Consider the following 24829-nt stretch of genomic DNA (forward strand, 5'->3'; position numbering starts at 1 on the left):
CTCAGTATTTGGTGACCAGCAAGCCGCCGTCGATACGGATCGCCTGGCCGACGCTATAGGGGAGGCCGCCGGTGGCAAGCGTTCGCACGGTGATTGCAACTTCCTGCGGCGTGCCCCAGCGTTTGATGGCGGTCAGTCCTTGTTCGATCTGCGTGTCGTAGCGCGCTTGGGACGGCGCGGTCATTTCAGTTTCGATCAAGCCAGGCTGCACTTCATAAACGCTGATGCCGTGTTCAGCGAGGCGCAACGAGAAAAGTGTGTTCGCCATCGAAAGCCCGGCCTTGGATACGCAATATTCGCTGCGCAAAGGCGAGGCCGCGATCGCGTTGGACGATGTGATAGTGATGATCGACGGATGCGCAGCAACGGCTGCGCCCGAACGTGCAAGGCAGTGCTTCGCGAAGGCCTGCATGAGAAAAAAGGTGCCGCGTGTATTCACCGCGATGCAGCGGTCGAAACTTTCCGCTGTGACATCGAGCAGGTCGCCGCGCGACATCACGGAAACACCGGCGTTGTTCACCAGGCAATCGACCTGGCCGTCGAGAGAGGCTTCGATAGCGGATAACGTGGCCGGATGCGAATCGATGTCGGCGAGGTCGGAGAGCGTTGCGATCGCTCGTGCGCCAGTTTGTTCAACCTCGCGAACGGCATCGTTTAGTTCGTACGACGCGGTCGCATCGGTCAGCGCGATGTCGAACCCGGCGCGACCGAGTTCGATCGCGATGGCGCGGCCGATGCCGCGCCGGCTGCCCGTGACGAGAGCAATTGGACGCGCGCTCATACTGAGGCTCCGTTGGCGATCAGATCACGTGCAATGATCGTGCGCTGGATCTGATTCGTGCCTTCGTAGATCTGCGTGATCTTGGCGTCCCGATACAGGCGTTCGACTTCGTAGCCGCGAATGTAGCCGCTTCCGCCGAAAATCTGCACAGCGTTGGCGCTGTGCTTGACGGCGGTATCGCTGGCAAAGCACTTTGCCATTGAGCAGGCAATGCTGGCTCGGTCGCCCGATTCGAGTCGTTCCGCAGCGTCGAGGACGAGGAGACGCGCTGCCTGAATGTCCGTCGCCATATCCGCGAGCATCCATTGAATGCCTTGCAGTTCGGCGATATGACTGCCGAACTGTTTGCGCGTTTGCGAGTATTCGAGTGCCGCCTCGAGCCCCGCCTGCGCGATGCCCACGGCAAGCGAGGCGATACCCACGCGGCCCTTGTCGAGCGCGCTCATCATCATGTGAAAGCCGCGGCCTTCGGTGCCGAGCAGCGCATCGCGCGGCAACTTCACACGGTCGAAATTCAGTTCGCCGACCTGCGACGCGCGCTGCCCCATCTTGTGCTCTTTGGGACCTTTCGATACACCGGCCAACGAGCAGTCCACGATGAAGATACTCATGCCGCGCTTCCCCGCCGTGGGGTCGGTTCGAGCGAGCACGAAAGCGACTTCGGCAACCGGCGCGTTGTGAATCCAGAGCTTGGCGCCGTTAAGTTCCCACCCCCCTGCCGTACGGGTCGCGGTGGTGCGGATGCCGGAGACGTCGGTGCCTGCGTCGGCTTCAGTGATGCAATAAGCCGGCCGTAGTTTCGCGCGCAGAAGCGGCACCATGTAGGTCGCACGTTGCTCGTCGGTGCCGTGTACGGAAAGAAGGGTGCCGACCAGTTCCAGGAGGCCGCATTGGTCCGCGACCGAAGCGTAGCCGCGCGACAGTTCTTCCATCACGAGCGCATAAGCGATGACGTCGAGTCCGGCACCGCCAAATTCTTCCGGCACGGTAATGCCGAATAGGCCCAACTCGCCCATCTGGGCGTAGATCTCCGCTGGAAATCGTTCCTCGCGATCCAGCTCCTCGGCGAGCGGGCGGATCACTTCCTGAGCAAAGCGCCGGGTGGTTTCGCGAATCTGCTGATGCGTTTCTGAGAGTTTCATGCTGTCTCCGTCCTCATGATCGGCACCTGTTTGTGCCTGGTTTGCGCGAATGCAGGTAAACCCGAGCGTCGCGCATCACCGCTTGAATTACGTGATTTCCTGTGCCAACATTGGCATCAAGTAACCATCTGGATGGTTATTTAAAACCAACGAATGACCGATGTCAACGAGCTTTGTGGCCGATTTGATTGGAGGGTAGTTTGAAAAACTGGATGCAAGCCGAAGATGCGGTTGAGCAAATCTTCGATGGGGCGACCATTGCGTTGGCCAGCAACGGCGGCGGGATGCTTGAGCCGGACGCCGTGCTCGCGAAACTGGAGCAGCGATTCCTCGAGACCGGGCATCCACGCGATCTGACGGTGGTTCACGCGCTCGGAATCGGCGACGGGAAGGGCAGCGGTCTTGGGCGCTTCGCGCACCCGGGTATGGTGCGGCGCGTCATCGGTGGGCACTGGAGCTGGTCGCCGGCCATGCAGCAGATGGCGAAAGAGAATGCGTTCGAAGCGTATAGCTTCCCGGCGGGGGCAATCTCCACGTTGCTGCGCGAGATTGGCGCGGGACGGCCGGGGCTCGTCACGCACGTCGGCCTGCGTACGTTCGTCGATCCGCGCATCGACGGCGGCAAGATCAATGCGCGCGCTACCGAAGACCTCGTCGAACTGATTGAACTCGATGGGCGCGAGTACTTGCGCTACAAACCGTTCAAAGTCGATTTCGCGATCGTCCGCGGTTCATCCGCGGACGCGGCCGGCAATGTCACCTTGCGTCGCGAACCCGTTGACCTCGACACGTACGCAGCGGCTCTTGCTGCTCACAACAGTGGTGGTCACGTGATTGTGCAGGTCAAGGAGCGCGAGCCGGCCGGCTACGTGCCGGCGCGACTGGTGCGCATACCGGGTGTTCTCGTTGACACGCTTGTCGAGACGCCGGCGGCACCGCAGTGTGCGATCGCTGATTACGACTCCACGCTAAGTGGTGAAGCGCTCGGCACCATCGCCGACGGCTTCTATGAAGTGCCCACGGGTATTCGCCGCATCATTGCGGCGCGCGCAGCGCACGAACTGCACGAGGGCCATTCGGCGAATTTCGGTTTCGGCATCCCCGGTGGTATTCCGGGTTTGCTGGCGCAACAGGGACGACTTGGCACGTTCTGGGGAACGGTCGAGCAGGGCATCCACAACGGCGCCATGGTCGACGGTCCCATGTTCGGCTCTGCGCGCAACGCGGAAGCGATCCTCTCAAGCGTCGATCAATTCGATTTCTACAGCGGCGGCGGAGTCGACATCTCGTTTCTCGGCATGGGTGAAATGGATGGAGACGGAAATATCAACGTTTCGAAACTTGGCTCGACGGTGGTGGGACCAGGCGGTTTTATCGACATCACCCAAGGCGCCCGCAAGATCGTCTTCTGCGGCAGTTTCGAAGCAAAGGGCCTGCAGGTCGAGCAGATGGGCGAGCGCCTGAATATCGTGTCGCCGGGCAGTGTGCCGAAGCTCGTCGAGCGCGTGCAGCACATCACGTTCAGTGGCGTGCAGGCGCGTATCGCGAAGCAGGAAGTGCTGTATGTGACAGAGCGCGCAGTGTTCAGGCTCGAAGAGAGCGGTGTTCGGCTGATCGAAGTGGCGGAAGGTGTCGATGTCGAGCGGGACGTGCTGGCGCGAATGGGCTTTCACCCGCTTGTCGACGACGCATTGCTCGCGCGCGGTAAGGGCGCGGCGGACAAGCGGCGCGAGCAGCCGGCCTGATGAACGCCCACGCAATCGGGAGCGCCGCTGCTCGGCGCTCCGCAAGCGGCCACTCAGGCGCGCACGAGCCTCAGAACAGTTTCGATGTTGAAGTCGAGCCTGGCTTTCAACGCCTCCTTGCTCATGAAGTCGATGTCGAAGATCAGGCCGCTTGTGTGGCGATTGGTTAGGTAGTAGTAACCGATCGCAGCCATCGTAATGTGCAGTTGCCGGGCGTCGACGCCGCTGCGGAATACACCCGCTTCGACGCCACGGTCGAGTATGCGTTGCAACATCGAGATGAAATCATGGTGCAGTTCCTTGAATCGTTCGGACTTCTTCAGATGACGCGCCTTGTGCAGGTTCTCGCTGTTGACGAGTGTCATGAACTCGGGGTTCTTCAGGTAGTAATTCCATGTATGCGTGGCGAGCGCGACGATCGCATCTTCGGGCGACAGATGATCGAGATTGAGCTTCAGTTCGGCGGTGCGGATGTCGGCATAGGCGTCCTCGAGCACGGCAACGAACAGCTCCTCCTTGCTCCCGAAGTAGTGATAGATCATCCGCTTGTTGGCCTTCGAACGTGTCGCGATGGCTTCCACGCGCGCGCCGGCAAGACCGAGTTTCGCGAACTCCATTTTCGCGGCTTCGAGAATACGCGCCCGGGTCACCTCGGGATCCCGCTGCCTCGGCGGCTGCGTGGCGCCAGTCTTGGCGGTTTTGGATGCCCGGGTGGGACGCGTGGTCACAAGAGTCATGGTCGGTGATCGCTGCAAAGAGAGTCAGTGAGAACGGCGTCATTCGTGGCCGCGTTGTGTCAGCGACTATAGACCAAAAAGGCATTGTCAGGAAGTAACCGGATGGTGCAGAATGGGCGCAAAAACGGGTGGTACATCGTGCCACCCACACAATTTTCCGCACGCACGATGCGCTTTCCGTGTCCGTGTGAAAGCAAATCTCTGGAGGCAGGAATGAGCAATCTGAATGAACTGGCGGCAATGCTTCGTCTTCCGTCGGAACCTCTGCGCACGCCGATGTTCATCGACGGCAAGGACTATGTCGGGCTCGCTGGCGAATTCGTGACGCGCAAGAGTCCGGGCCACGGCGTGCCGGTGACGTCCACAGCGCGCGCATCAGTCGACGATCTGAATGTGGCGGTTGCTTCGGCGCGCCGGGCGTTCGACGACGGGCGCTGGTCGCGTCTGTCCGGTGAGCAGCGTGCAACGGTATTGCTCAAAACCGCGAGTCTTATCCGGGACAACGTGGAGACGCTCGCGTACCTTGAAACGCTGGAAAGCGGCAAGCCGATCGGCCAGTCACGTGGTGAGATCAACGGTGCCGCGGGCATCTGGGAATACGCGGCAGGTCTTGCCCGTGTTGCGCACGGCGATTCACATGACAATCTCGGCAACGACATGTTCGGTCTTGTCGTGCGCCAGCCGGTTGGCGTGGTGGGCATCGTCACGCCATGGAATTTCCCGTTCTTCATTCTCTCCGAGCGTCTGCCGTTTGTGCTGGCGGCGGGATGTACCGCGGTCGTTAAACCCGCCGAGCTCACCTCGACCACGACGCTCAAGCTCGCTGCTCTTCTGACCGAAGCCGGGTTGCCGGACGGCGTCGTGAACGTGGTCACCGGGCTCGGCTCGAAGATCGGACAGGCGCTCGCGGAACACATGGATGTCGACATGGTCTCGTTCACCGGTTCGACGCCCGTGGGTCGCTCCGTGCTGACGGCCGCGGGCGGCAACATGAAGAAAGTCGGGCTCGAACTGGGCGGCAAGAACCCGCAGATCGTGTTCGCGGACGCCGATCTCGACGATGCTGCGGACGCTATCGCCTTTGGCATCTGTTTCAATGCTGGCCAATGCTGTGTGTCGGGCAGCCGTCTCGTCGTGCATCGATCGGTGGAAGACGAGCTCGTCGCGCGGGTCAAGCGTGTTCTCGAGAAAGTTCGGGTGGGCGATCCGCTCGACGCCTCGAACCACGTAGGCGCGATCGTCGACCCGCGTCAGTTTGACAAGATCTGCGGTTTCATTGAATCAGGCGGCCGCGACGGCGCGCAGTTGGTGCACGGCGGCACGTCGAGCCAGGATGGCGAACGCTTCTTCATCCAGCCCACGATGTTCCGTAACGTGGAGCCGAACAGCACGCTCGCGCAGGAAGAAATTTTCGGGCCGGTCCTGTCGGTCACGTCATTCGACACTTTTGAGCAGGCCATTCAGATCGCGAACGGTGTGCCGTATGGCCTTGCAGCGAGCATCTGGACGCGCGATCTGCAGGGCGCGATCAAGAGCTTCCGCGACGTACAGGCCGGCCGGATCTGGGTCAACTGCACGATCACCGGCGGCCCGGAAATGCCGATCGGCGGTGTGAAGCAGTCGGGTATTGGCCGCGAAACGGGCCGTTACGGCATCGAGGAATATACCGAGCTGAAATCGGTACATGTTCAGTTGGGCAATCGGCCACGCTGGATCGCTTGAGACGGTCCGGTTCGAATCGAGCGGCCGCCAGGAGCCGTGAGCGCCTCAGGAATTACGAAGTCACGCGCAGCGTGTGACTGCAGAACACAGTATCGGAGACAGCAATGTATGACTATGTGATCGTAGGGGGCGGCGCCGCGGGTTGCGCGCTTGCTGCACGTCTGAGCGAGGATGCGGGCAACCGGGTGCTGCTTCTCGAAGCCGGACCCGCCGACACGGATCCGTATATCCACATGCCGGTTGGCTTCTTCAAGATGACGGGCGGCCCTTTGACTTGGGGCTATCGCACGGCTGCGGCAGCCGAAACACAAGGGCGGCAGATTCCGTTCGCGCAGGGCCGTGTGCTTGGCGGTGGCGGCTCGATCAATGCGATGGTCTACACACGTGGACAGCCTTCGGACTATGACGGCTGGGAGCGCGATGGCTGCACCGGCTGGGGCTTTCGCGATGGCGTGCTGCCGTACTTGCGCCGCATGGAAGACAACGAACGCCTGTGCAACGCGTATCACGGAGTCGGTGGCCCGCTCGGTGTGTCGGATCTCATCAGTGTCAACGAGTTGACCAAGGCGTTTGTCCTCGCTGGGCAGGAAGCCGGCATGCCACACAACAGCGACTTCAACGGCGCGCAACAGGAAGGCGTGGGTGTCTATCAGGTCACGCAGCGCAATGGCAAACGCTGCAGTGCGGCGGTCGGCTATCTGCGTGACGCTCGCTCGCGGCCCAATCTGACGGTGCGTACCGGTTGCCTCGTTTCTCGTGTGGTCATCGAAAACGGCCGCGCAATCGGCGTGGAATTTACACTTCGGGACGATCGCTCGAATGTGACCATTGCGCGTGCTGAACGCGAAGTCATCGTGACCGCTGGGGCCATTGGTTCGCCGAAGCTGCTGATGCTCTCCGGGATCGGACGCACGGAAGACCTGGAACGCGCCGGCGTGAAACCTGTGCATGCATTGAATGGTGTCGGGCAGAACCTGCAGGATCATTTCGATATCGATATCGTCTACGAGTTGAACGGTGCGTACAGTCTGGACAAGTATTCGAAGAAGCACATGATGCTGCTCGCCGGCCTCGAGTACAAACTCTTCAACAAAGGGCCGGTCACGTCCAACATCGCCGAAGGCGGCGCTTTCTGGTATTCGGACAGTAGCGTACCGACACCCGACCTGCAGTTTCACTTCTTGCCCGGCGCGGGTGTCGAGGCGGGTGTGCCGCCGGTCCCGTCAGGTTCGGGCTGTACGCTCAACTCGTATTTTCTCAGGCCACGCAGCCGTGGCAGTGTCACGCTGCACAGTGCCGATCCCGCCGACGCGCCGGTGATCGATCCTGCTTATATCCGTGACCCGTATGACCTGAAGGTGGCCGTCGACGGTATCCGCCAGAGCCGCGAAATCATGAGTCAGAAGGCGCTGAGCAAGTACATAAAGAGTGAGCACTTCCCTGGCGGCAACGTGCGTACACAGGCCGACTACGAGACCTACGCACAGCAGTACGGGCGCACCGGCTATCACCCGGTCGGCACCTGCAAGATGGGCATCGACGAATTGTCGGTCGTCGATCCGCAATTGCGCGTGCACGGTATCGAGGGGCTGCGGGTCGCTGATTCGTCGGTAATGCCGCGGATCGTGAGTTCGAATACGAATGCGCCCACGCTGATGATCGCGGAAAAGGCTGCGGATCTGATTCGGGGTCTGGCGGCAATGCCGCCCCCCGCGCCCGGCCGGCTCGCCAGTACCTCAGGTCGTGCGACGCACGAGGCAGCGGTGGCGGCTGTCTGACGCCAGGCGCCGAGGTTTGACGAGGAACACCCGGCTAAATCGGGTTTTTCTCACAGATTAATAAATATCCGGTTATTTATAACCAGCCCTGATGCATAGGGTCTTTTTTGGCTCGGAGGAGACATCATGTCGAAACAGGATCAACACACAGGCGTATCGCGCCGCGACTTTATCAAGCTAGGCGCAGGCGCGGTATTCGCCGTCGCAGGTGGCGGCATGTCGGGTCTTTCGTTCGGCGCAGGGCAGACCACGCTCGCCTGTTCGTTCCGCTCGCTGACCAATCCGTATTACACCGCGTTCAACAAGGGCGCACAGGCTTTCGCAAAGAGCGTCGGTCTGCCGTACGTGCCCCTGACGACCGAAGGCAGCTCGGAAAAAGGCATCGCGGATATCCGCGCCCTGCTGCAGAAAACCGGCGGCAACCTGGTGCTGAATGTCGACCCCAACGACTCGGCCGACGCGCGCGTGATCGTCGAAGCCTGCTCGAAAGCCGGTGCTTACGTCACGACGATCTGGAATAAACCCAAGGACCTGCATCCTTGGGATTTCAACCCGAACTACGTCGCGCACATGTCATTCGACGGCGTGGCCTACGGCGAATCGACCGCGACTGAGTTGTTCAAGGCGATGGGCGGCAAGGGTGGCGTTGTGGCAATCGGCGGCATTTTTAGCAACGTGCCTGCCATCGAGCGCAAGGCGGGTCTGATGGCAGCGTTGAAGAAATTCCCTGATATCCAGTTGCTGGACTTTCAGGTGGCGGACTGGGATTCGCAGAAGGCCTTTCCGATCATGCAGGCATGGATGACTCGCTTCAATTCGAAGATCAAGGGTGTGTGGGCCGCGAACGACGATATGGCGTTGGGTTCGATCGAAGCGTTGCGCGCAGAAGGGCTCGCGGGACAACTGCCGGTCTCCGGCATGGACGGCACGCAGCCGGGGCTCGCCGCGATCAAGGTGGGCGAACTCGTGACGACGGTCGACTGGGACCCGTACTGGCTCGGCGGCATTGGCCTTTCGATGGGGCTTCATGCGCAGCAGAAGAAGCTGGACGTGGCATCGCTGCCGAAGGACCAGCGCGAATCGTTTTGCAAGGCGACCCTTGTCACCAAGTCGAATGTGCAGGCAGTCATGGCGCGCGAAGCGGCGCCTAGCGCGGATTGGAACAGCCTTTACGCCCGCGTCGCGGGTCCCGTGGTGTATCGATGAGCAAGCTAACCGCAGCGCCTACCCGGCAGGCCGTAAGCACAACAACAACCGGGATTGGGTTCATGTCGATGCATTCCCTGCTGCAGCGCTTTGCGCCGCTGCTGGTCTTGCTGGCGCTCGGCCTTTGCATCGGCGCATTCAATCGAGATTTCTTCGATCCGATGAATCTGGCGCGAATCGCGATTTCCGCTGCGATTCCACTCACCATCGCACTCGGCGGCACGTTCGTGATTCAACTCGGCAGCATCGACCTGTCGGCGGAAGGGATTGTCGCGGTTTCCGCCATCACGGTGTCGATGCTGGTCGAGAACTCGTACAACGACAATCACTATGGGCTGTGGGTGCTGGCTGTCGCGATTGCGGCTGGCACGGTGCTGGGGTTCGCCAACGGCATGCTGCACGTATTCCTGCGCATCCCTTCGTTCATTGCCACACTCGCAGTCGGCTTTGTGGCAACCGGAATCGGGACGGCATGGCTATCGGGCAACACGATCCGCGTGAGCGACACGGGGCTGCGTTCGATTGCGATTACGCGTTACGTGGGCTTGCCGTTGTCGGTATGGATCGGCTTACTCACGCTCGCCGTCGCGTGGTTCATCTATCGGCATACGTTGCTCGGACGACACACGCTGGCGATCGGTGGCGGCGAGGATCTTGCGCGTCTGAACGGGGTGCGGGTGCGGCGCGTACGGATTGTGATCTTTGCACTGGCTGGCGCCTTCTATGGCGTGGCCGGCATCCTCGCGGTCGCGCAATACGGGCAGGGTCACGCGCTCATTGCCGATGGCCAGTTGTTTGTTGCGATCACGGCCATCGTGGTAGGGGGGACCTCGCTGGCGGGCGGCAACGGCAGTCCGTTGAATACGCTGATCGGTACGTTGATCGTAGTGGTGCTCGGCAACGGCATGGTGCTGCTAGGCGTGCCGCCTTATGTGCAACAGGGCATTCAGGGCGTCTTGATTATCGTTGCAGTCACGCTTGCGCTCAATCGTTCACACCGGCGCATCGTCAAGTGAGCCTGGGAGATTCAACATGCTGAAACTCAAGAACATCACCAAACGCTTCCCAGGTGTGCTCGCTCTGGATGACGTATCGGTCGAAGTCCGACCCAACGAAATCGTCGGCCTGATTGGCGAGAACGGCGCGGGCAAATCGACGTTGATGAAACTATTGACCGGCGCGTACCACCAGGACTCCGGCGAAATCACGCTCTCCGGCCAACCGCTCGTGATTCGCAATCCACGCGATGCCACGGCGAAAGGCATCGCGATGGTGTATCAGGAACAGTCGATCCTGCCTAACCTGACGATTGCCGAGAACCTGTTTCTTGGGCGTGAGGAAAACTTCACGACGTTCGGCCGCATGAACTGGTCGAAGCTCAAACGCGCAGCGCAGGCTGAACTCGCCACCGTGCACCTCGACATTGATCCGTTGACGGTGTGTGAGGACCTTTCATTCGGGCAACGGCAGATGGTGGAGCTGGCGCGTGCGCTGTCGCTGGCGAGCCGCACCGGCGGCACACCGATCATTCTGCTCGACGAGCCGACGTCTGTTCTGGAAGCAGCCGAGATCGAGATTCTGTTCAGGCTGGTGCGCGAACTCAAGTCGCGCGCCTCGTTTGTGTTCGTCTCGCACCGTCTGGACGAACTACTTTTGTTGAGCGACCGCGTGTACGTCATGAAAGACGGCAAGGTGGTGGCGGAGATGGCCTCGGCTGATGCTTCCGTCAAGCAGCTTCATGAACTGATGGTGGGCCGCTCGATGCAAGGCGAGTACTACCGCGAGAATTTGCAGAAGCCGTGTCGCGCTGAGGTGGCGCTGTCGGTCTCGCATGCGTCGCTTGGTCATGCGTTGAACGACGTGTCGTTTGAAGTACGACAGGGTGAGGTCTTCGGTGTGGCGGGCGTAGTGGGCTCGGGGCGTGAAGAACTGTGTCGCGTGATCGCCGGACTGGAAAAACTCGATTCCGGCGAAGTGCGGATTGGCGGCACACTGCTCAAGCCACAGGCGAATCACGCGGTTGTGTTGGGGGTCGGCTACGTGCCGCGCGAGCGCAAGGTGGAGGGGCTCGTGACGCAGATGAGCGTCGCGGAAAATCTCACGTTGCCACGACTGAGTGCCGTGAGCCGGGGCGGCGTGGTGCGCAAAGGAAGCGAGCGCAAGATTGCCAACGAGTGGATCGAGCGTCTGCGTATCAAGACGCCGGGGCCGGACGCTTCTTGCCGCAATCTCTCGGGTGGCAACCAGCAAAAGGTCGTGCTCGCGAAATGGCGCTTTGCGGGCAGCCGGATTCTCGTGCTTGACCATCCGACCCGCGGCCTCGACGTCGGCGCGAAGGAAGAGGTCTATCAACTGATCCGCGAGTTGACGGCTGAAGGCGTGGCGGTCGTGCTGACGGGCGACACGCTCGAAGAGATTCTCGGCCTGAGCCATCGCATTATGGTGATGCGCGATGGCCGCGCGCAAAAGATTCTGCCGTGCGAAGTGGGCGCGAAGCCTTCGCAGGTTGAAATCGTCGAACATATGGTGTGAGGCTGCTATGTCATTACTGAAATCACCGTCGCGGGCGACGCTTCGCGACAACGCACCATTCGCGGCGTTAGTGGCGTTGTACGTGCTGATCGAAATCGCGCAACCAGGTTTTATGGAGCTATCGACGCAACTCGGGCTGCTCGCGGACAGTTCCACGCTGTTCATCATGGCTGCCGGTACGACCTTTGTGGTGCTGCTGGGCAGTATCGATTTGTCGCTGCAGGCGGTTGCATCGTTGGCGAGCGTGATGGTCGCGCTGTTCCTGCCGCGCTACGGTGCGTGGGCTGCGGTCATTGCACTCGGGGCATCGTTTGCGATCGGCCTCTTGAGCGGCGTGATCCAGACCGTGCTGCGCATTCCTTCCTTCATTGCGACTCTTGCCATCAGTGGCATTGCATCCGCTGCGGCGCTCACGCTGTCGGGCACCCGTTCCATTGCGATCAGCGACGACATGCGCAACGCTTCGCTGGGCTGGACGACGGGGACCTCATTCGGCATCCCGCATGAGATTTTTCTGGCGGTGGCGGTGTTTGCGTTTTGCTGGTTTCTGCATCGTTCGACTGTTTTTGGTCGTCACACCGATGCGATCGGCGCAGGCGAGCCAGCCGCTATTGCGTCGGGCGTACGTGTTTCCGTGACGAAATGCCTGGTGTTTGCAACGTCGTCCTTCTTTGCTGGCCTCGCGGGTGTCGTGATGGCGGGACGTCTTGGCAGCGGTTCGCCCACACTGGCCAATCAGTTTCTGTTGCCGGCAATCGCGGCAGTGATCGTCGGCGGCACAGCGTTGACGGGTGGGTCGGGCGGCATCGTGCGCACGCTGATCGGTGCGTTGCTGGTGTCGGTGGCGCGCGTGGGCATGACCTTTGTTGGCATTAGCGTGTTTGCACAGCAGATCGTATTCGGCGTGATTCTGATCATCGCAGTGACTGTGGCGTTCGATCGCTCGAAGGTGTTGGTCATCAAATAAGTTCACGCGTGGTCAGTTTCGGCTGACATGGGAAATCTGGTGGAGAAAGGTAGTTACGAATGAAAGTGCTAATAGCAGTGAAGAGAGTAGTCGATTACAACGTGAAAGTCCGGGTGAAGTCGGACGGCACGGGCGTCGACATCGCGAACGTGAAGATGTCGATGAATCCGTTCGACGAAATCGCGGTGGAAGAAGCGGTGCGTCTGCGCGAATCGGGCGTGGCGACCGAAGTGATCGCCGTGTCGGCCGGTGTGACGCAAGCGCAGGAAACGCTGCGCACGGCGCTCGCGATTGGTGCGGACCGCGCGATCCTGATCGAGTCGAATGAAGAACTGCAGCCGCTGGCGGTTGCCAAGCTGCTCAAGGCACTGGTCGACAAGGAACAGCCGGGGCTGGTCATTCTGGGCAAACAGGCGATCGACGACGATTCGAACCAGACCGGCCAGATGCTGGCTGCGCTGGCTAACCTGCCGCAAGCCACGTTCGCGTCGAAGGTTGTCGTGGCCGACGGTAAAGCTACGGTGTCGCGCGAAGTGGACGGTGGTGCTGAAACGCTGTCGCTGAGCTTGCCGGCTGTGATCACGACCGATCTGCGCCTGAACGAGCCGCGCTATGTGACGCTGCCGAACATCATGAAGGCGAAGAAGAAGTCGCTGGAAATCGTCAAGCCGGAAGACCTGGGTGTCGACGTTACACCGCGTCTGAAGACGCTGAAGGTTGTCGAGCCGCCGAAGCGCTCCGCCGGTGTGAAGGTGCCGGATGTGAAGACGCTGGTCGAGAAGCTGAAGACCGAAGCCAAGGTGCTGTAAGGAGACGGACGAAATGACGAATCTGGTAATTGCAGAACACGATAACGCATCGATCAAGGCCGCGACGCTGAACACGATTGCAGCCGCGCAGAAGATCGGTGGTGATATTCACGTGCTGGTGGCAGGTCACAACGCACAGGCCGCGGCCGATGCCGCAGCGAAGATCGCAGGTGTTTCGAAGGTGTTGCTGGCCGACGCGCCGCAGCTCGAGGCAGGGCTGGCCGAAAACGTCGAAGCGACGGTGCTGAACATCGCGAAGGACTATTCGCACATCCTCACGCCGGCGACGGCTTACGGCAAGAACATCGCGCCGCGTATCGCCGCGAAGCTGGACGTCGCGCAGATCAGCGACATCACGGCTGTGGACAGCGCTGACACGTTCGAGCGCCCGATCTACGCAGGCAACGCGATTGCAACGGTTCAATCCCAGGATCCGATCAAGGTCATCACGGTCCGCACGACCGGCTTCGATCCAGTGGCGGCCGTTGGCGGCAGCGCAACGGTCGAGAAGATCGAAGCCGCAGCCGACAGCGGCCTGCTGCAGTTCGTCAGCCGTGAAGTGACGAAGCTGGATCGTCCGGAACTGACGTCGGCGAAGATCATCGTCTCGGGCGGCCGTGGTCTCGGCAACGGCGAGAACTACACGAAGGTTCTCGAACCGCTGGCCGATAAGCTGAACGCAGCGCTGGGCGCATCGCGCGCGGCTGTCGATGCGGGCTTCGTGCCGAACGACTATCAGGTCGGCCAGACCGGCAAGATCGTCGCGCCGCAACTGTATGTGGCGGTCGGCATCTCGGGTGCGATCCAGCATCTGGCCGGCATGAAAGACTCGAAGGTGATTGTCGCGATCAACAAGGACCCGGAAGCGCCGATTTTCAGCGTCGCCGATTATGGTCTGGTGGGCGACCTGTTCGATATGGTGCCCGAACTGACCGCGTCCGTTTGAGGCGACCCGACATGGAGCCCGACATGCCCAGGACCCGGATTGCAATCGTCGGCGTCGGGCTCGCCGCTACACCTCACGCGCTTGCGCTCAATGACCTGCGCGACGAAGTCGAGGTGGTCGGCGTGCTGGGACGCTCGCGCGAACGGCTGGAACCGTTCGCCAACCTGTACGGCTTTCCGCTCGGCGAATCGTTCGAGAGGGTGCTTGAAGATCCCAGCGTCGATGCCATTCTGGTATTGACACCGCCGCACACGCATCTCGATCTCGTCCTGCAAGCCGCGGCGGCCGGCAAGCACGTGCTGTTGGAGAAGCCGCTCGACATCTCGGCGCAACGCGCGGAACACCTGGTGCTAGCGTGCCGTGACGCTCACGTACGTCTCGGAGTCGTGTTTCAGAACCGCTTTCGTCCGGCGGTGCAACGGTTTGCCGCTTTGGTGCACGGAGGTGCTCTCGGCGCGCTCGCTTATGCAGGACTCGATATGCGCTGGTGGCGACCGCAGTCTTACTACGATGAACCGGGCAGGGGCACCTATGCGCGCGATGGCGGCGGCGTGCTGATGACGCAGGCGATCCACTCGCTCGATCTACTCATGTGGCTGGCAGGTGACGTGTCTTCGGTGACAGGCGCAACGGCGACGACCCTATTGCACTCGATGGAAGCGGAGGACTTCGCAAGCGCTGCGCTCAGCTTCGAAAGCGGCGCCGCAGGTTATGTGCTTGCTACCACCGCTGCGTTTCCAGGTTTTCCCGAGCGCATCGAACTCGTCGGGCAAAAAGGCACGGCAGTCCTCGAAGGCGGCGCTTTGCGCGTGACCTTCCATGATGGCTGCACCGACGAATTTCATGATCCGTCGTCGTCGGGCTTCGGCGCGAAGCCGATGGATTTTTCTCACACAGCGCATCGCGACCTGATCAGGGATTTTTGCGCAGCGATCCGCGAAAATCGGGCACCTTCAGTCGTCGGCGACGATGCGCTGCGCGTGCAACGGTTGATCGAACGCATCACGCTTAGAGAGGGAGATTGCTTGTAATGCAGATCGACGGAGAAACAAAAATCGTCGCAATTGTTGGGGATCCCATCGCGCAGGCGAAATCGCCCGAGCTGTTCAACGCGCTGTTCGAGCGTTGCGAAGCGAATGCGGTGCTGATTCCGTTGCATGTGCCGCCCGCGGAACTTGGCGCGGTACTCGAGGGCATGCGCGGCATCGCCAACCTGGCGGGCGTAGTCGTCACGGTGCCGCACAAGATTGCTGCCGCCGCTTATGCCACGGATTTGTCTGATTCGGCTCGACAGACGGGCGGTGTGAACTGTCTGCGCCGGGAAGTGGATGGCACGTGGTCTGGTGCCATGTTCGACGGTAGCGGGTTCGTGAAAGGACTCGATGCCTGCGGGCATGCAGTGCACAACAAGTCGGTGCTGCTTGTCGGAACAGGCGGCGCAGGCGCGGGAGTCGCACACGCGCTGGTCGATGCCGGAGTTGCTTCGCTTGACCTGTTCGATACCAATACAGAATCGCTGCAACGACTTGAAGACGCCTTGCGTTCGCGCCGAGGCACGACGCTTATACGTCGAAGCGTGCCATCCGCACATGCGGCGCACGACCTTATTGTGAACGCGACCCCGTGCGGGATGAGCGCTGGCGATCCGCTGCCTATCGACCTGACTGGCGCGAATCCGGACGCGGTGGTTGCAGACCTCATCATGAAACCCACGCAAACGCGCCTGCTTGAAGACGCTGAGGCGCGCGGTCTCACGACGCATTTGGGCCGTCATCTGCTCGAAAACTCGGTAGAAGCGATGGCCACTTTTCTGCGACTTGTGCCCTGATCATTCGGATCGAATGGGCGCTGCAGGGCCGGCTGGTAAATGTTTAACATAAAGCCGCGAAAAGTCAGGGAAAACCCGCTTGATCGATGTTTCGGTGCGGCCTAATATCATCATTAAGTAACTATCCGGTGAGTTACTGAAACTCTAGTCGGATGAACAACTCAAGTCATGGCAGCAAACACCTTGCATGGGGCTAGAGCCAGCGTTAAAGCGCTAACTCTGGCCAACACAGGAGACAAAGATGGATCCGGTAGCAAAACGTAAATGGCCGCGTTCAGGGCTCGAGACAACCGTAATGGGCTTCGGCGCCGCGCCGATTGGCAACATCTTCAGGCCGATCAGTGAGGAGGACTCGGCCGCCTTGGTCAAGGCAGCGTGGGACGCGGGCGTTCGCTACTTTGACACCGCGCCGATGTATGGCCACGGGTTGAGCGAGGCGCGCTGCGGGCAGGGGCTGCGCTGGTATCCGCGCGACCAGTATGTGCTGTCCACCAAGGTCGGGCGCATTCTGAAGCCGCGCAAGCGCGCTGAGATCAACTTCGAGCCTTGGGTTGACGGGCTACCGTTCGAACCTGTTTTCGACTACAGCTACGACGGCACGATGCGCTCGATCGAGGACAGTCTGCAGCGTCTGGCGCTGGAGCACATCGATATCGCGCTGATCCACGACATCGACGTCTTTACCCACGGAGAACGTCAGCCCGAGATGTTCGAAGCGGCGATGTCAGGCGCGTCGAAAGCCCTGTTGAAGCTCCGTGACGAAGGGGTAGTGAAAGCGGTGGGCCTGGGTGTCAACGAGTGGCAAGTCGCGCACGAAGCAATTCGCCGGCAGGATTTCGACTGCCTGCTGCTGGCCGGCCGCTACACGCTGCTCGAGCAGGATGCACTGGATGGTTTCCTGCCGATGTGCGAAGAGAAGCAGGTGTCGGTGATTCTCGGCGGCGGCTACAACAGCGGCATTCTTGCGACGGGCGCGGTGCCCGGTGCCAAATACAACTACGCACCCGCGCCGGAAGCCATTCTGGAACGCGTGCGCAAGATGGAGCAGGTATGCCGGGAATACTCGGTGCCGCTCAAAGCCGCAGCACTGCAATTCGTCCTCGGTCATCCCGCTATCCCGACCAACATTCCGGGCGTACGTACGATTGCACAACTGGAAGACAACCTGCAAACCTTCCGGGCTGACATTCCACCGGAATTCTGGGCCGAACTGAAGCGCCGCGCGTTGATCCGCCAGGATGCGCCGACACCTCAATAGCGTCTGACTCAGACCACTGCCGCGCAGTAACGAACTGCCTGGCACGCGACAGACCCACGAGCAGCACCGCCACGGATTGCCATGGCGGAGGGGTCGTGTCGTCCTCGCGCTTTATCGTCAGAGAGAAAGTCATGAAAGCTGCTGTACTCGTCGCACCCAGGCAGTTCGAGTTGCGTGACGTACCGGTTCCTGAATGCGGTGCGTCCGATGTGTTGATCAAGGTAGAACGCTGCGGTATCTGCGGCACCGACTTGCATATCTATCACGGCAATTATTCGGCCGATCGCCTGCCATTGATTCCTGGCCATGAATTCTCCGGGACGATTGCGGAGATGGGTTCGGATGTGAAAGGGCTGCGTGTCGGTCAGCCGGTGACGGCCGATATCAATCTCGGTTGCCGCAGCTGCTTTTACTGCCGCAAGAATGAAATCCTCAATTGCGCGCAGATGGTTCAACTGGGGATCCACGTGAACGGCGGCATGGCCGAGTACGTGCGGGTGCCGGCATACGCCGTCGTTCCGTTGCCGGCGGCAATGCCGATCGAAGAGGGCGCGATGGTCGAACCGCTTTCGTGCATCGTGCGCGCGTTTCGCAAGAGTCATCTGCGGCTCGGCGAAAGCGTATTGGTCATCGGCGCAGGTCCGATCGGCCAGATGCACTTGCAGCTAGCGCTGCGTTCAGGCGCAGCACCTGTGATCGTGATCGAGCCGAACGCGCAGCGCGCGCAACTCGCGAAGGATCTGGGCGCGGACTTCGTCGTGACCGATGCGGTGGAGTTGGAAACCACCGTGCGGGCGGCAACGGATGGACGCGGTGTCGACGTGGCGATTGAGAGCGTCGGCTCTACTGAACTTTACGAACGCGCATTGGCATTGATCCGCCCGGGCGGGCGCGTGATCGCCTTCGGCCTTGCCAAGCCGGGCCACACGTTCCGCATTTCGGCGCTCGATTTTGTTCTGCGTGAGCAGGGCGTCCAGGCGAGCGTCGCGGGAATGGGCGACGACATGCACGAGGCCGCCACGTTGCTCGGCTACAAACGTATCGATGTCGCGCCGTTTCTGACCACGATTTATCGGCTCGACGACGTAGAACACGCATTTGCCCGTCTCGCCGAAGACAAGAGCGTGTTGAAGATCCAGTTGCAAGTCGCCTGAACGACCGATTTTTTCGCGTCGTCAACTCAAGAGGTGCGCCATGAATGCCCTTGAAGTACGAGGAATCAGCAAGACTTACCCGGGCGTCCGCGCCCTTGATCAGATCGCCTTCACGTGCGGTAAAGGGTCGGTCCATGCATTAGTCGGCGAGAACGGGGCAGGCAAGTCGACGCTCATCAAGATCCTGAGTGGCGCGGTTGCACCGGACAAAGGCGAGTTGCTGCTGGACGGACAGCCCTACGCGCCGGAGTCGCCGAGCGAAGCCGCCGAAGCGGGCGTATCGACGATCTATCAGGAATTCAATCTGATACCGGGATTGAACGTTGCAGAGAACATCTTCCTGGGGCGCGAACGCATCGAAAAAGGGCTACTTGACAGTAAGTCCATGCGCAAGGAAGCACAGGGGCTGCTGGAGCGGATCGGCGCGCCAATCGATGTACGCCGGCGTGTCGGTACTTTGTCAGTCGCCGAACAGCAACTCGTGGAAATTGCGAAGTCGCTGGCCATATCCGCGCGTGTGCTGATCATGGACGAACCATCGGCAACGTTGTCCGACCACGAAATGACCTTGCTTTATAACGTGGTCAGAAAACTCTCCAGCGAGGGCGTGACGATCATCTATGTGTCGCACCGGATGGATGAAATTTTCGATCTCTGCGACACCTGTACGGTGATGAAAGACGGGAGGTCGGTATGCACGCGGCCCGTCGCCGAACTGAGTCGGGAGGCTTTGATCCAGCTCATGGTTGGCCGCGAGCTCGACACGCGCTTTCCCGACAAGCGGCCGGCCGCGACCGGCGAAATCGTACTCGAGGTCGAGGGTCTGCGCCTCGAACAACGTGTGCGTGACGTCACTTTTAGCGTTCGTGCGGGCGAGGTGGTGGGACTGGCCGGACTCGTCGGCGCAGGTAGAACGGAGGTGGCAAGAGCCATCTTCGGCCTCGAGAACGTGACGGGTGGCCGCATTTCGCTCCGAGGCCAAAGTCATCGGCCCGAATCTCCATCACAGGCAATCGAGGCGGGTATCGCGCTTGTTCCTGAAGATCGTAAGACGCAAGGTCTCGTGCTGGGATTAAGCATTCGCGAGAACGCCATTTTGCCCACGCTAAAAAGCATTTGCCGGTTCGGCTTTGTTGACGGCCGCAAAGAGCGGGCCCGGGTTGCCAAAGTCTGCAAGCAACTGGCGGTAACGGCCTCGAGCGTGGAAGTGTCGGTCGTGACACTTTCCGGCGGCAATCAGCAGAAGGTTGTTTTCGGCAAGTGGATGGCGCATTCCTTTTCGCTGCTGATTCTGGACGAGCCGACCCGCGGTGTCGACGTGGGCGCGAAGACGGAGTTCTACAAGCTCATCGATGAAATTGCACGTTCAGGTAAAGCGGTACTCCTGATCTCTTCGGAATTGCCGGAATTGATCGGCATGGCCGACCGCATCGTCGGCGTGCGCGACGGCGTGGTCACGGGTGAGGCCATGGCGCTCGGAGCAACCGAAGAGTCCGTTCTACAAATGATTGCGAGGTAATCATGGCCATTGCCGAATCACTATCGAATGTCAGTTCCAGCGAGCGTTTCTCGAACAGCGCATACCGGCGCATCGAGCTTGTTCAGCGCTACGGCATTCTGGCGATCTTTCTGTTGCTTTGCGTCACGGCAGCGCTGTCGTCGCCGTTCTTTTTAACACCGGAAAATCTACTCAATGTAGTCAGACAGGTGTCGGTAGTCGGGCTGACCGCACTGGGTATGACGTTCGTCATCTTGACGGCCGGGATTGACCTATCGGTCGGTTCGATCCTCGCGTTGACCACACTTGCCGTTGCTGGTCTGAAGCCTTATGGACCGGTTGCATCGCTTGCCGGCGGACTTGCTATAGCGCTGGCTTGTGGGTGGCTGAACGGCTTTATCACGACAAAAGGGCGCATCCAGCCGTTCATTGTCACCCTCGGGATGATGACGGCGCTTGTCGGCGTCGGGCTTGCCTACTCGGATGGGCAACCGGTGATCGGCGTACCTGTCTCGCTCGGATGGATTGGTCGTGGTCGGCTCGGCGGTGTCCCGGTGCAAGCCATTCTGTTCATCCTGATGGCGCTGGCCTCCATCGTGATCCTGAAGAAGACGCGCTACGGACGCCATATCTATGCGGTGGGCGGCAACATTGAGGCAGCCCGCCTCTCGGGTGTTGCGGTGGATCGGGTTCGGGTGATCGCTTACTGCTTGTCCGGTCTTTTCGCCGGACTGGGCGGCATCGTCATGGCGGCGCAGTTGAACATCGGCGAGGCGAATCTCGGGAAAGGCCTCGAACTTGATGCCATCGCGGCTGTTGTGGTGGGAGGGACAAGTCTTGCGGGCGGCGCCGGCGGCATTGGCGGGACGATTATCGGTGTGCTGCTGATCGGCGTGCTCAACAATCTACTCAACCTTCTCAACATTCCCGCTTATACGCAATTGATCGTGAAGGGCGCCATCATCGTGATTGCCGTCCTGATTCACGCTCAGCTTAGTCGTTCGAGGGGCCGATAGGTCACCCGACACAAAGGAGACAGAATGAAACCCTCAAAAATCGCGCTGGCGTTAGCTGCGGCGACATTGTTGCTCGGTGGCATGAGCGCGGCGTGGGCCGCACCGGACACCATCGGACTCTCGCAGGAGAGTCTGGACCATCCGTGGCTTGCAACTCAGCGTAAGCAGATCGATGCAGCTTGCAAAGCTGCTGGTATCAGGCTCCTTGCCACCGATGGACAAGGAAATGTAGCGACGCAAATTGCCGGCATTGAGGACATGCAGTCGAAGGGCATCAAATTGTTGCTGGTTCAGGCGGGCAAAGCGGAAGGGTTGCGACAGGAACTGGAGAGTTTGAAAGAGCGCGGAATCCCGTACATGTTCGTTGGCAAGCCGATTGAAAATGCCGGCGCGATTACCATGGTCTCCGGAGACAACCGCGCCTTGGGTGCCGACGCGGGCCAATTCATTGTCGACAGCCTGACCCAGAAGAACGGCAAGCCCAAGGGCAATCTCATCGTGCTCGAAGGTATACCCGGTGACGAAACATCGCTCAACCGGGTCGGCGGAGCTGTGTCAGTCGTCAAGAAGTATCCGGATATCAAGATCGTTGCGTCGCAGCCCGGCGACTACCGCAGGCCTAAAGCGTATTCGGTCATGCAGAACCTTCTTCAGGCACACCCCCCTGGCACGCTGGATATCGTATTCGCCGCAAACGGGGAGATGGCACTAGGTGCGATTCAGGCGATCAAGGAAAGCGGGCGGTCCAAGGAGATCAAGGTAGTTGGACTTGATGGGCAGAAAGAAGAGTTCGATGCCATCCGTGCGGGTGATGAAGCAGCCACGTGGCTGTACCCGCCGGCAGGAACCGAGGGCATGGCGATCGCGCTCAAAGTCCTGAAGGGCGAAAAGGTGCCCCCTAAAGTCCTCCTGCCGACCGTGCGTGTCACGAAAGACAACGTGAATTCGGTCCAGCCGGCGTTTTAGGCATGACCACCTTCGCGGCGCCCTTGGCGGCAGGGGCGAATCAATCGATCTTCCCGCGGGTACCAGCAAACGGAAATACATGATGAAAATTTACGGCATGGAGCATGTAGGCTTTACGGTCCCTAACCTTGACGAAGCAGTGCACTTCTTTGAAACGGCTTTTGGTGCGGTCACTGCTATGGAAACGGGACCGGTCGTGGTGGATGACGCGTTCATGGCGCGGCGCCTCGGTGTGCCCGAACATTGCCGCATCGAGAACATCAAGGTGTTGCGCTGCGGAAACGGTGCGAATCTCGAACTGTTCGAATACTCAGGCGAGACGCAGCAATCAGCACTCAAGCGCAACAGTGAAGTGGGCGGCTTCCATTTTGCTTTTCAGGTCCACGATGCCGTCGCCGCAGCCGATAACCTGAGAGAGAAGGGGGTGGATGTTCTGGAGGGACCCACTTACATCGACGCAGGACCGATGAAAGGTCTTACGTGGGTATATCTGCGCTCTCCGTGGGGGCAATACCTCGAACTGGTAAGCCGAAACGGCCCGCTCGGATATGAAGAGGCTGGCGGCCCGACCCTTTGGGCACTGCAATCCGCGTAGAACAGATTCTGGTCTCGCTCCTGATATCCGGTTCGACGGGCGTCTCAGGTCATCATCTTCGGGAATCGGTAGCAAGATCTGCATAGCGGTGCTGATTGGCCCGCTGGGAGACATCATATGCAAGAAATGGAAATCTGCTTTCCAGGGAAGGAGCAATTCGTTCTGCAGCCCTGTGAACAGTCGGAGGCGCTGCTTCCCAATCAGGTACGTGGGCGCACGATCGCGACGCTCGTTAGCCCCGGGACGGAACTGGCATGGGCGACCGGAGAGGATTTTCCGATCAAACCGGGTTATTCCGCTGTGTTTGAGGTTCAGGAACGTGGCGCGGACGTTTCCGGCGCGTCTATCGGTGATCTGTTGTTCTGCATGGGCAGTCACCGGAGTTACCAGCAAGTCGACGTTGCCCATACAGTCGCGATACCCAGCGGGATTAAGCCGGAGATTGCACTGCTCGCACGCCTCGTGGGCGTATCGATGACCACGTTAATGACGACCAAAGCGCGGCCTGGAGACCCCGTGGTGATTTGCGGAGCGGGTCCGGTCGGCTATCTGGCTGCGCACATTTTCCGGATTGGCGGCTACGACGTCACTGTCGTTGAGCCCGATGCTAAACGACGCGCTCAGGCCCAGGAGTCGGGGCTGGATTCGACATTTGCAGCGTTTCCATTCGAGCGACCGGAACTGGCAGGTCAAGTCGCACTGGTGGTCGACTGTTCGGGGCACGAGCAGGCCATTCTGGATGGTTGTCGCATCGTACGCCAGAACGGTGAGGTCGTACTGGTCGGTGTGCCCTGGCGGCGCCAGACGGAACTGTCCGCTCATGAACTGCTTAACGCAGTGTTCAATGGTTTCGTAGAGTTGCGCAGCGGCTGGGAATGGGCGTTCCCGTTAGTCTCCCGAAGTTTTAAATGGGAGGCGCTTCTGGAGGGCTACAACAATAGTTCACAAAGCATCATGGCCGGCTTTCGCAAGGCGATGAAATGGCTGGCCGAGGATCGTATTCCGTTGCAAGGGATGGTGCGGATCGAAGCGCCTGATGAACCGGAGAAAGTCTACCGTGCGCTGCTGAAGCGGAGTATTGACGAACCATTTGTAGTTCTCGATTGGCGTCAGCTTCACGCCCGCCACTGAGGTGGCGTGACCTCCATGACAAGTTCGCAGATCGCACAGCATCAGGGCGAAAAGAGGTGATACGGCGCTGTATCACGTCGCCTGACCCTGCACGTTAAATAGTCCACGCTTAGCAGGGTCTATCAGAGATTCTGGAGATCACGGGTGGATAAATCCAACTATAGATGGCGTATTTGTGCGCTGCTTTTCTTCGCAACAACGATCGACTACCTGGATCGGCAAGTTCTCGGGCTGCTCAAGCTGCCGCATCATGTGGCCCGCCACCAGAATCACGTCACTGGCTTCAGTCGCGGGGATCAGATCGTCGAAACTGTCGCTCCCCATCACCACGCGCCTGGCAAAGCCATCGGGCGTGCGCAAGTCCCGTTGAATCGAACAGTGCAGTTCGCGAGCGCCTAACCTGCGCAATCAGGCTTTTAAGATGCCCCGTTGAACGCGGCAGGTTGTTGGAACGGCAGGGCGAATTCAGCGTCCGAACACGTTGCGATAAAGTTTGCCACGCCGTCCCGCAGCGCGACGGGTGGAAGCCACGGATAAGATAAGGATCCCTGCAGCGCGCTTAACTTTGCCGCGTCTGGATCGGGGACGGCGTCCATGCGTTCAATATGGATGTGCAGTCTGGCGATGGCATATGCGCCTCCTGCCTCATGTCCGAAACGCCACTGATACACACCTTTTCCTATCCGCAGCAACCCGGTGTCCTTCTGCCGCATGACTACTAGCCATGGCATCACACAGGCTCCACTTTCGTCCACCTGCGGTTCCGTGCAGACATAGTAGGTCCGGCACCGTTCGAAGCACTCTCCGAAATCAGCCACCAGTGTTTTGGCGATCGCCGGAGCGCCGACCACGAGACGGGGAAAATCGATATCGTCGGTTGCAATCGAAAAGGTCAACTCGGCATTGGGGGAGAAGCACTCGGATATCAACGCCGGGTGGTTCAGATCCTTGGCGCGAAGGTAACCTTCGAGAAGGGACCGGGCGGACGAAGATGGGGAGGTTTTCATGTATCAGTCTC

The 24829-nt window shown here is 60.1% G+C and carries 23 protein-coding genes; 19 read left to right on the forward strand and 4 right to left on the reverse strand.

The genetic code is table 11. The features are described 5' to 3' along the window. Position 1 precedes the first annotated feature (1 nt). Positions 2 to 781, reverse strand: coding sequence for a 3-ketoacyl-ACP reductase (locus ACUN0E_RS08115; RefSeq protein WP_445566225.1), 780 nt, complete (start codon positions 779 to 781; stop codon positions 2 to 4). Then, positions 778 to 1923: an acyl-CoA dehydrogenase family protein gene (locus ACUN0E_RS08120; protein WP_445566226.1), complete on the reverse strand. Its 1146-nt coding sequence runs from the start codon at positions 1921 to 1923 to the stop codon at positions 778 to 780. The genes ACUN0E_RS08115 and ACUN0E_RS08120 overlap by 4 nt, the downstream gene beginning before the upstream one ends. 212 nt (positions 1924 to 2135) lie before the next feature. Between ACUN0E_RS08120 and ACUN0E_RS08125 the strand changes: the two genes are divergently transcribed. Beyond that, entirely contained in the window at positions 2136 to 3668 is a 1533-nt protein-coding gene (locus tag ACUN0E_RS08125) for a CoA-transferase (RefSeq protein ID WP_408521099.1), read from the forward strand. 53 nt (positions 3669 to 3721) lie between these two features. On the opposite strand, the gene ACUN0E_RS08130 is transcribed toward ACUN0E_RS08125, so the two are convergent. Continuing rightward, positions 3722 to 4405 carry a TetR/AcrR family transcriptional regulator gene (locus ACUN0E_RS08130; protein WP_445566227.1) on the reverse strand — a complete coding sequence of 228 codons (684 nt, stop codon included), beginning with the start codon at positions 4403 to 4405 and terminating at the stop codon, positions 3722 to 3724. A gap of 213 nt (positions 4406 to 4618) precedes the next feature. Here ACUN0E_RS08130 and ACUN0E_RS08135 point away from each other — a divergent pair, with 213 nt between their 5' ends. The 18 genes from ACUN0E_RS08135 (at position 4619) to ACUN0E_RS08220 (ending at position 24210) form a co-directional block, all read left to right on the forward strand. Then, positions 4619 to 6127, forward strand: a complete 1509-nt coding sequence (locus tag ACUN0E_RS08135) for an aldehyde dehydrogenase family protein (protein WP_445566228.1) — start codon at positions 4619 to 4621, stop codon at positions 6125 to 6127. A 104-nt stretch (positions 6128 to 6231) separates the two neighbouring features. After that, a complete protein-coding gene (locus tag ACUN0E_RS08140) occupies positions 6232 to 7905 on the forward strand; it encodes a GMC family oxidoreductase (protein WP_445566229.1) in 1674 nt (557 codons plus the stop codon). A gap of 126 nt (positions 7906 to 8031) precedes the next feature. Beyond that, positions 8032 to 9111: a sugar ABC transporter substrate-binding protein gene (locus ACUN0E_RS08145; protein ID WP_445566230.1), complete on the forward strand. Its 1080-nt coding sequence runs from the start codon at positions 8032 to 8034 to the stop codon at positions 9109 to 9111. A 62-nt stretch (positions 9112 to 9173) separates the two neighbouring features. After that, positions 9174 to 10127: an ABC transporter permease gene (locus tag ACUN0E_RS08150; protein ID WP_408521096.1), complete on the forward strand. Its 954-nt coding sequence runs from the start codon at positions 9174 to 9176 to the stop codon at positions 10125 to 10127. Positions 10128 to 10143: 16 nt separating this feature from the next. After that, positions 10144 to 11643 (forward strand): sugar ABC transporter ATP-binding protein, encoded by a 1500-nt coding sequence (locus ACUN0E_RS08155; protein WP_445566231.1) that lies wholly within the window; start codon positions 10144 to 10146, stop codon positions 11641 to 11643. 7 nt (positions 11644 to 11650) lie between these two features. Beyond that, positions 11651 to 12610: an ABC transporter permease gene (locus ACUN0E_RS08160; RefSeq protein ID WP_445566232.1), complete on the forward strand. Its 960-nt coding sequence runs from the start codon at positions 11651 to 11653 to the stop codon at positions 12608 to 12610. A 59-nt stretch (positions 12611 to 12669) separates the two neighbouring features. Further along, positions 12670 to 13419: an electron transfer flavoprotein subunit beta/FixA family protein gene (locus tag ACUN0E_RS08165; RefSeq protein WP_445566233.1), complete on the forward strand. Its 750-nt coding sequence runs from the start codon at positions 12670 to 12672 to the stop codon at positions 13417 to 13419. A gap of 13 nt (positions 13420 to 13432) precedes the next feature. Next, positions 13433 to 14365: an electron transfer flavoprotein subunit alpha/FixB family protein gene (locus tag ACUN0E_RS08170; protein WP_445566234.1), complete on the forward strand. Its 933-nt coding sequence runs from the start codon at positions 13433 to 13435 to the stop codon at positions 14363 to 14365. Positions 14366 to 14388: 23 nt separating this feature from the next. After that, entirely contained in the window at positions 14389 to 15396 is a 1008-nt protein-coding gene (locus ACUN0E_RS08175; protein ID WP_408520916.1) for a Gfo/Idh/MocA family protein, read from the forward strand. Beyond that, positions 15396 to 16193 carry a shikimate dehydrogenase family protein gene (locus tag ACUN0E_RS08180; RefSeq protein ID WP_445566235.1) on the forward strand — a complete coding sequence of 266 codons (798 nt, stop codon included), beginning with the start codon at positions 15396 to 15398 and terminating at the stop codon, positions 16191 to 16193. Before ACUN0E_RS08175 ends, ACUN0E_RS08180 begins: the two co-directional genes overlap by 1 nt. A 241-nt stretch (positions 16194 to 16434) precedes the next feature. Beyond that, positions 16435 to 17451: an aldo/keto reductase gene (locus ACUN0E_RS08185; protein ID WP_445566236.1), complete on the forward strand. Its 1017-nt coding sequence runs from the start codon at positions 16435 to 16437 to the stop codon at positions 17449 to 17451. A gap of 131 nt (positions 17452 to 17582) precedes the next feature. Next, positions 17583 to 18605 carry a zinc-dependent alcohol dehydrogenase gene (locus ACUN0E_RS08190; RefSeq protein WP_408520913.1) on the forward strand — a complete coding sequence of 341 codons (1023 nt, stop codon included), beginning with the start codon at positions 17583 to 17585 and terminating at the stop codon, positions 18603 to 18605. A gap of 40 nt (positions 18606 to 18645) precedes the next feature. Further along, positions 18646 to 20124, forward strand: coding sequence for a sugar ABC transporter ATP-binding protein (locus ACUN0E_RS08195; RefSeq protein ID WP_408520912.1), 1479 nt, complete (start codon positions 18646 to 18648; stop codon positions 20122 to 20124). A gap of 2 nt (positions 20125 to 20126) precedes the next feature. Then, the gene (locus ACUN0E_RS08200; RefSeq protein ID WP_408520911.1) at positions 20127 to 21119 is read left to right on the forward strand and encodes an ABC transporter permease; all 993 of its coding nucleotides are present in this window, start codon (positions 20127 to 20129) and stop codon (positions 21117 to 21119) included. A 24-nt stretch (positions 21120 to 21143) separates the two neighbouring features. Continuing rightward, positions 21144 to 22085 carry a substrate-binding domain-containing protein gene (locus tag ACUN0E_RS08205; RefSeq protein ID WP_408520910.1) on the forward strand — a complete coding sequence of 314 codons (942 nt, stop codon included), beginning with the start codon at positions 21144 to 21146 and terminating at the stop codon, positions 22083 to 22085. Positions 22086 to 22167: 82 nt separating this feature from the next. Continuing rightward, a complete protein-coding gene (locus tag ACUN0E_RS08210; protein WP_445566237.1) occupies positions 22168 to 22680 on the forward strand; it encodes a VOC family protein in 513 nt (170 codons plus the stop codon). A 117-nt stretch (positions 22681 to 22797) separates the two neighbouring features. After that, positions 22798 to 23811 (forward strand): zinc-binding dehydrogenase, encoded by a 1014-nt coding sequence (locus tag ACUN0E_RS08215; RefSeq protein ID WP_408520908.1) that lies wholly within the window; start codon positions 22798 to 22800, stop codon positions 23809 to 23811. 144 nt (positions 23812 to 23955) lie between these two features. Next, complete coding sequence (locus ACUN0E_RS08220) at positions 23956 to 24210, forward strand: hypothetical protein (protein WP_408520921.1); 255 nt, start codon at positions 23956 to 23958, stop codon at positions 24208 to 24210. Positions 24211 to 24227: 17 nt separating this feature from the next. On the opposite strand, the gene ACUN0E_RS08225 is transcribed toward ACUN0E_RS08220, so the two are convergent. Beyond that, positions 24228 to 24818 (reverse strand): hypothetical protein, encoded by a 591-nt coding sequence (locus ACUN0E_RS08225; RefSeq protein WP_408520907.1) that lies wholly within the window; start codon positions 24816 to 24818, stop codon positions 24228 to 24230. Between the last annotated feature and the right edge of the window lie 11 nt (positions 24819 to 24829).

The sequence above is a fragment of the Paraburkholderia sp. D1E genome, from assembly GCF_052682275.1.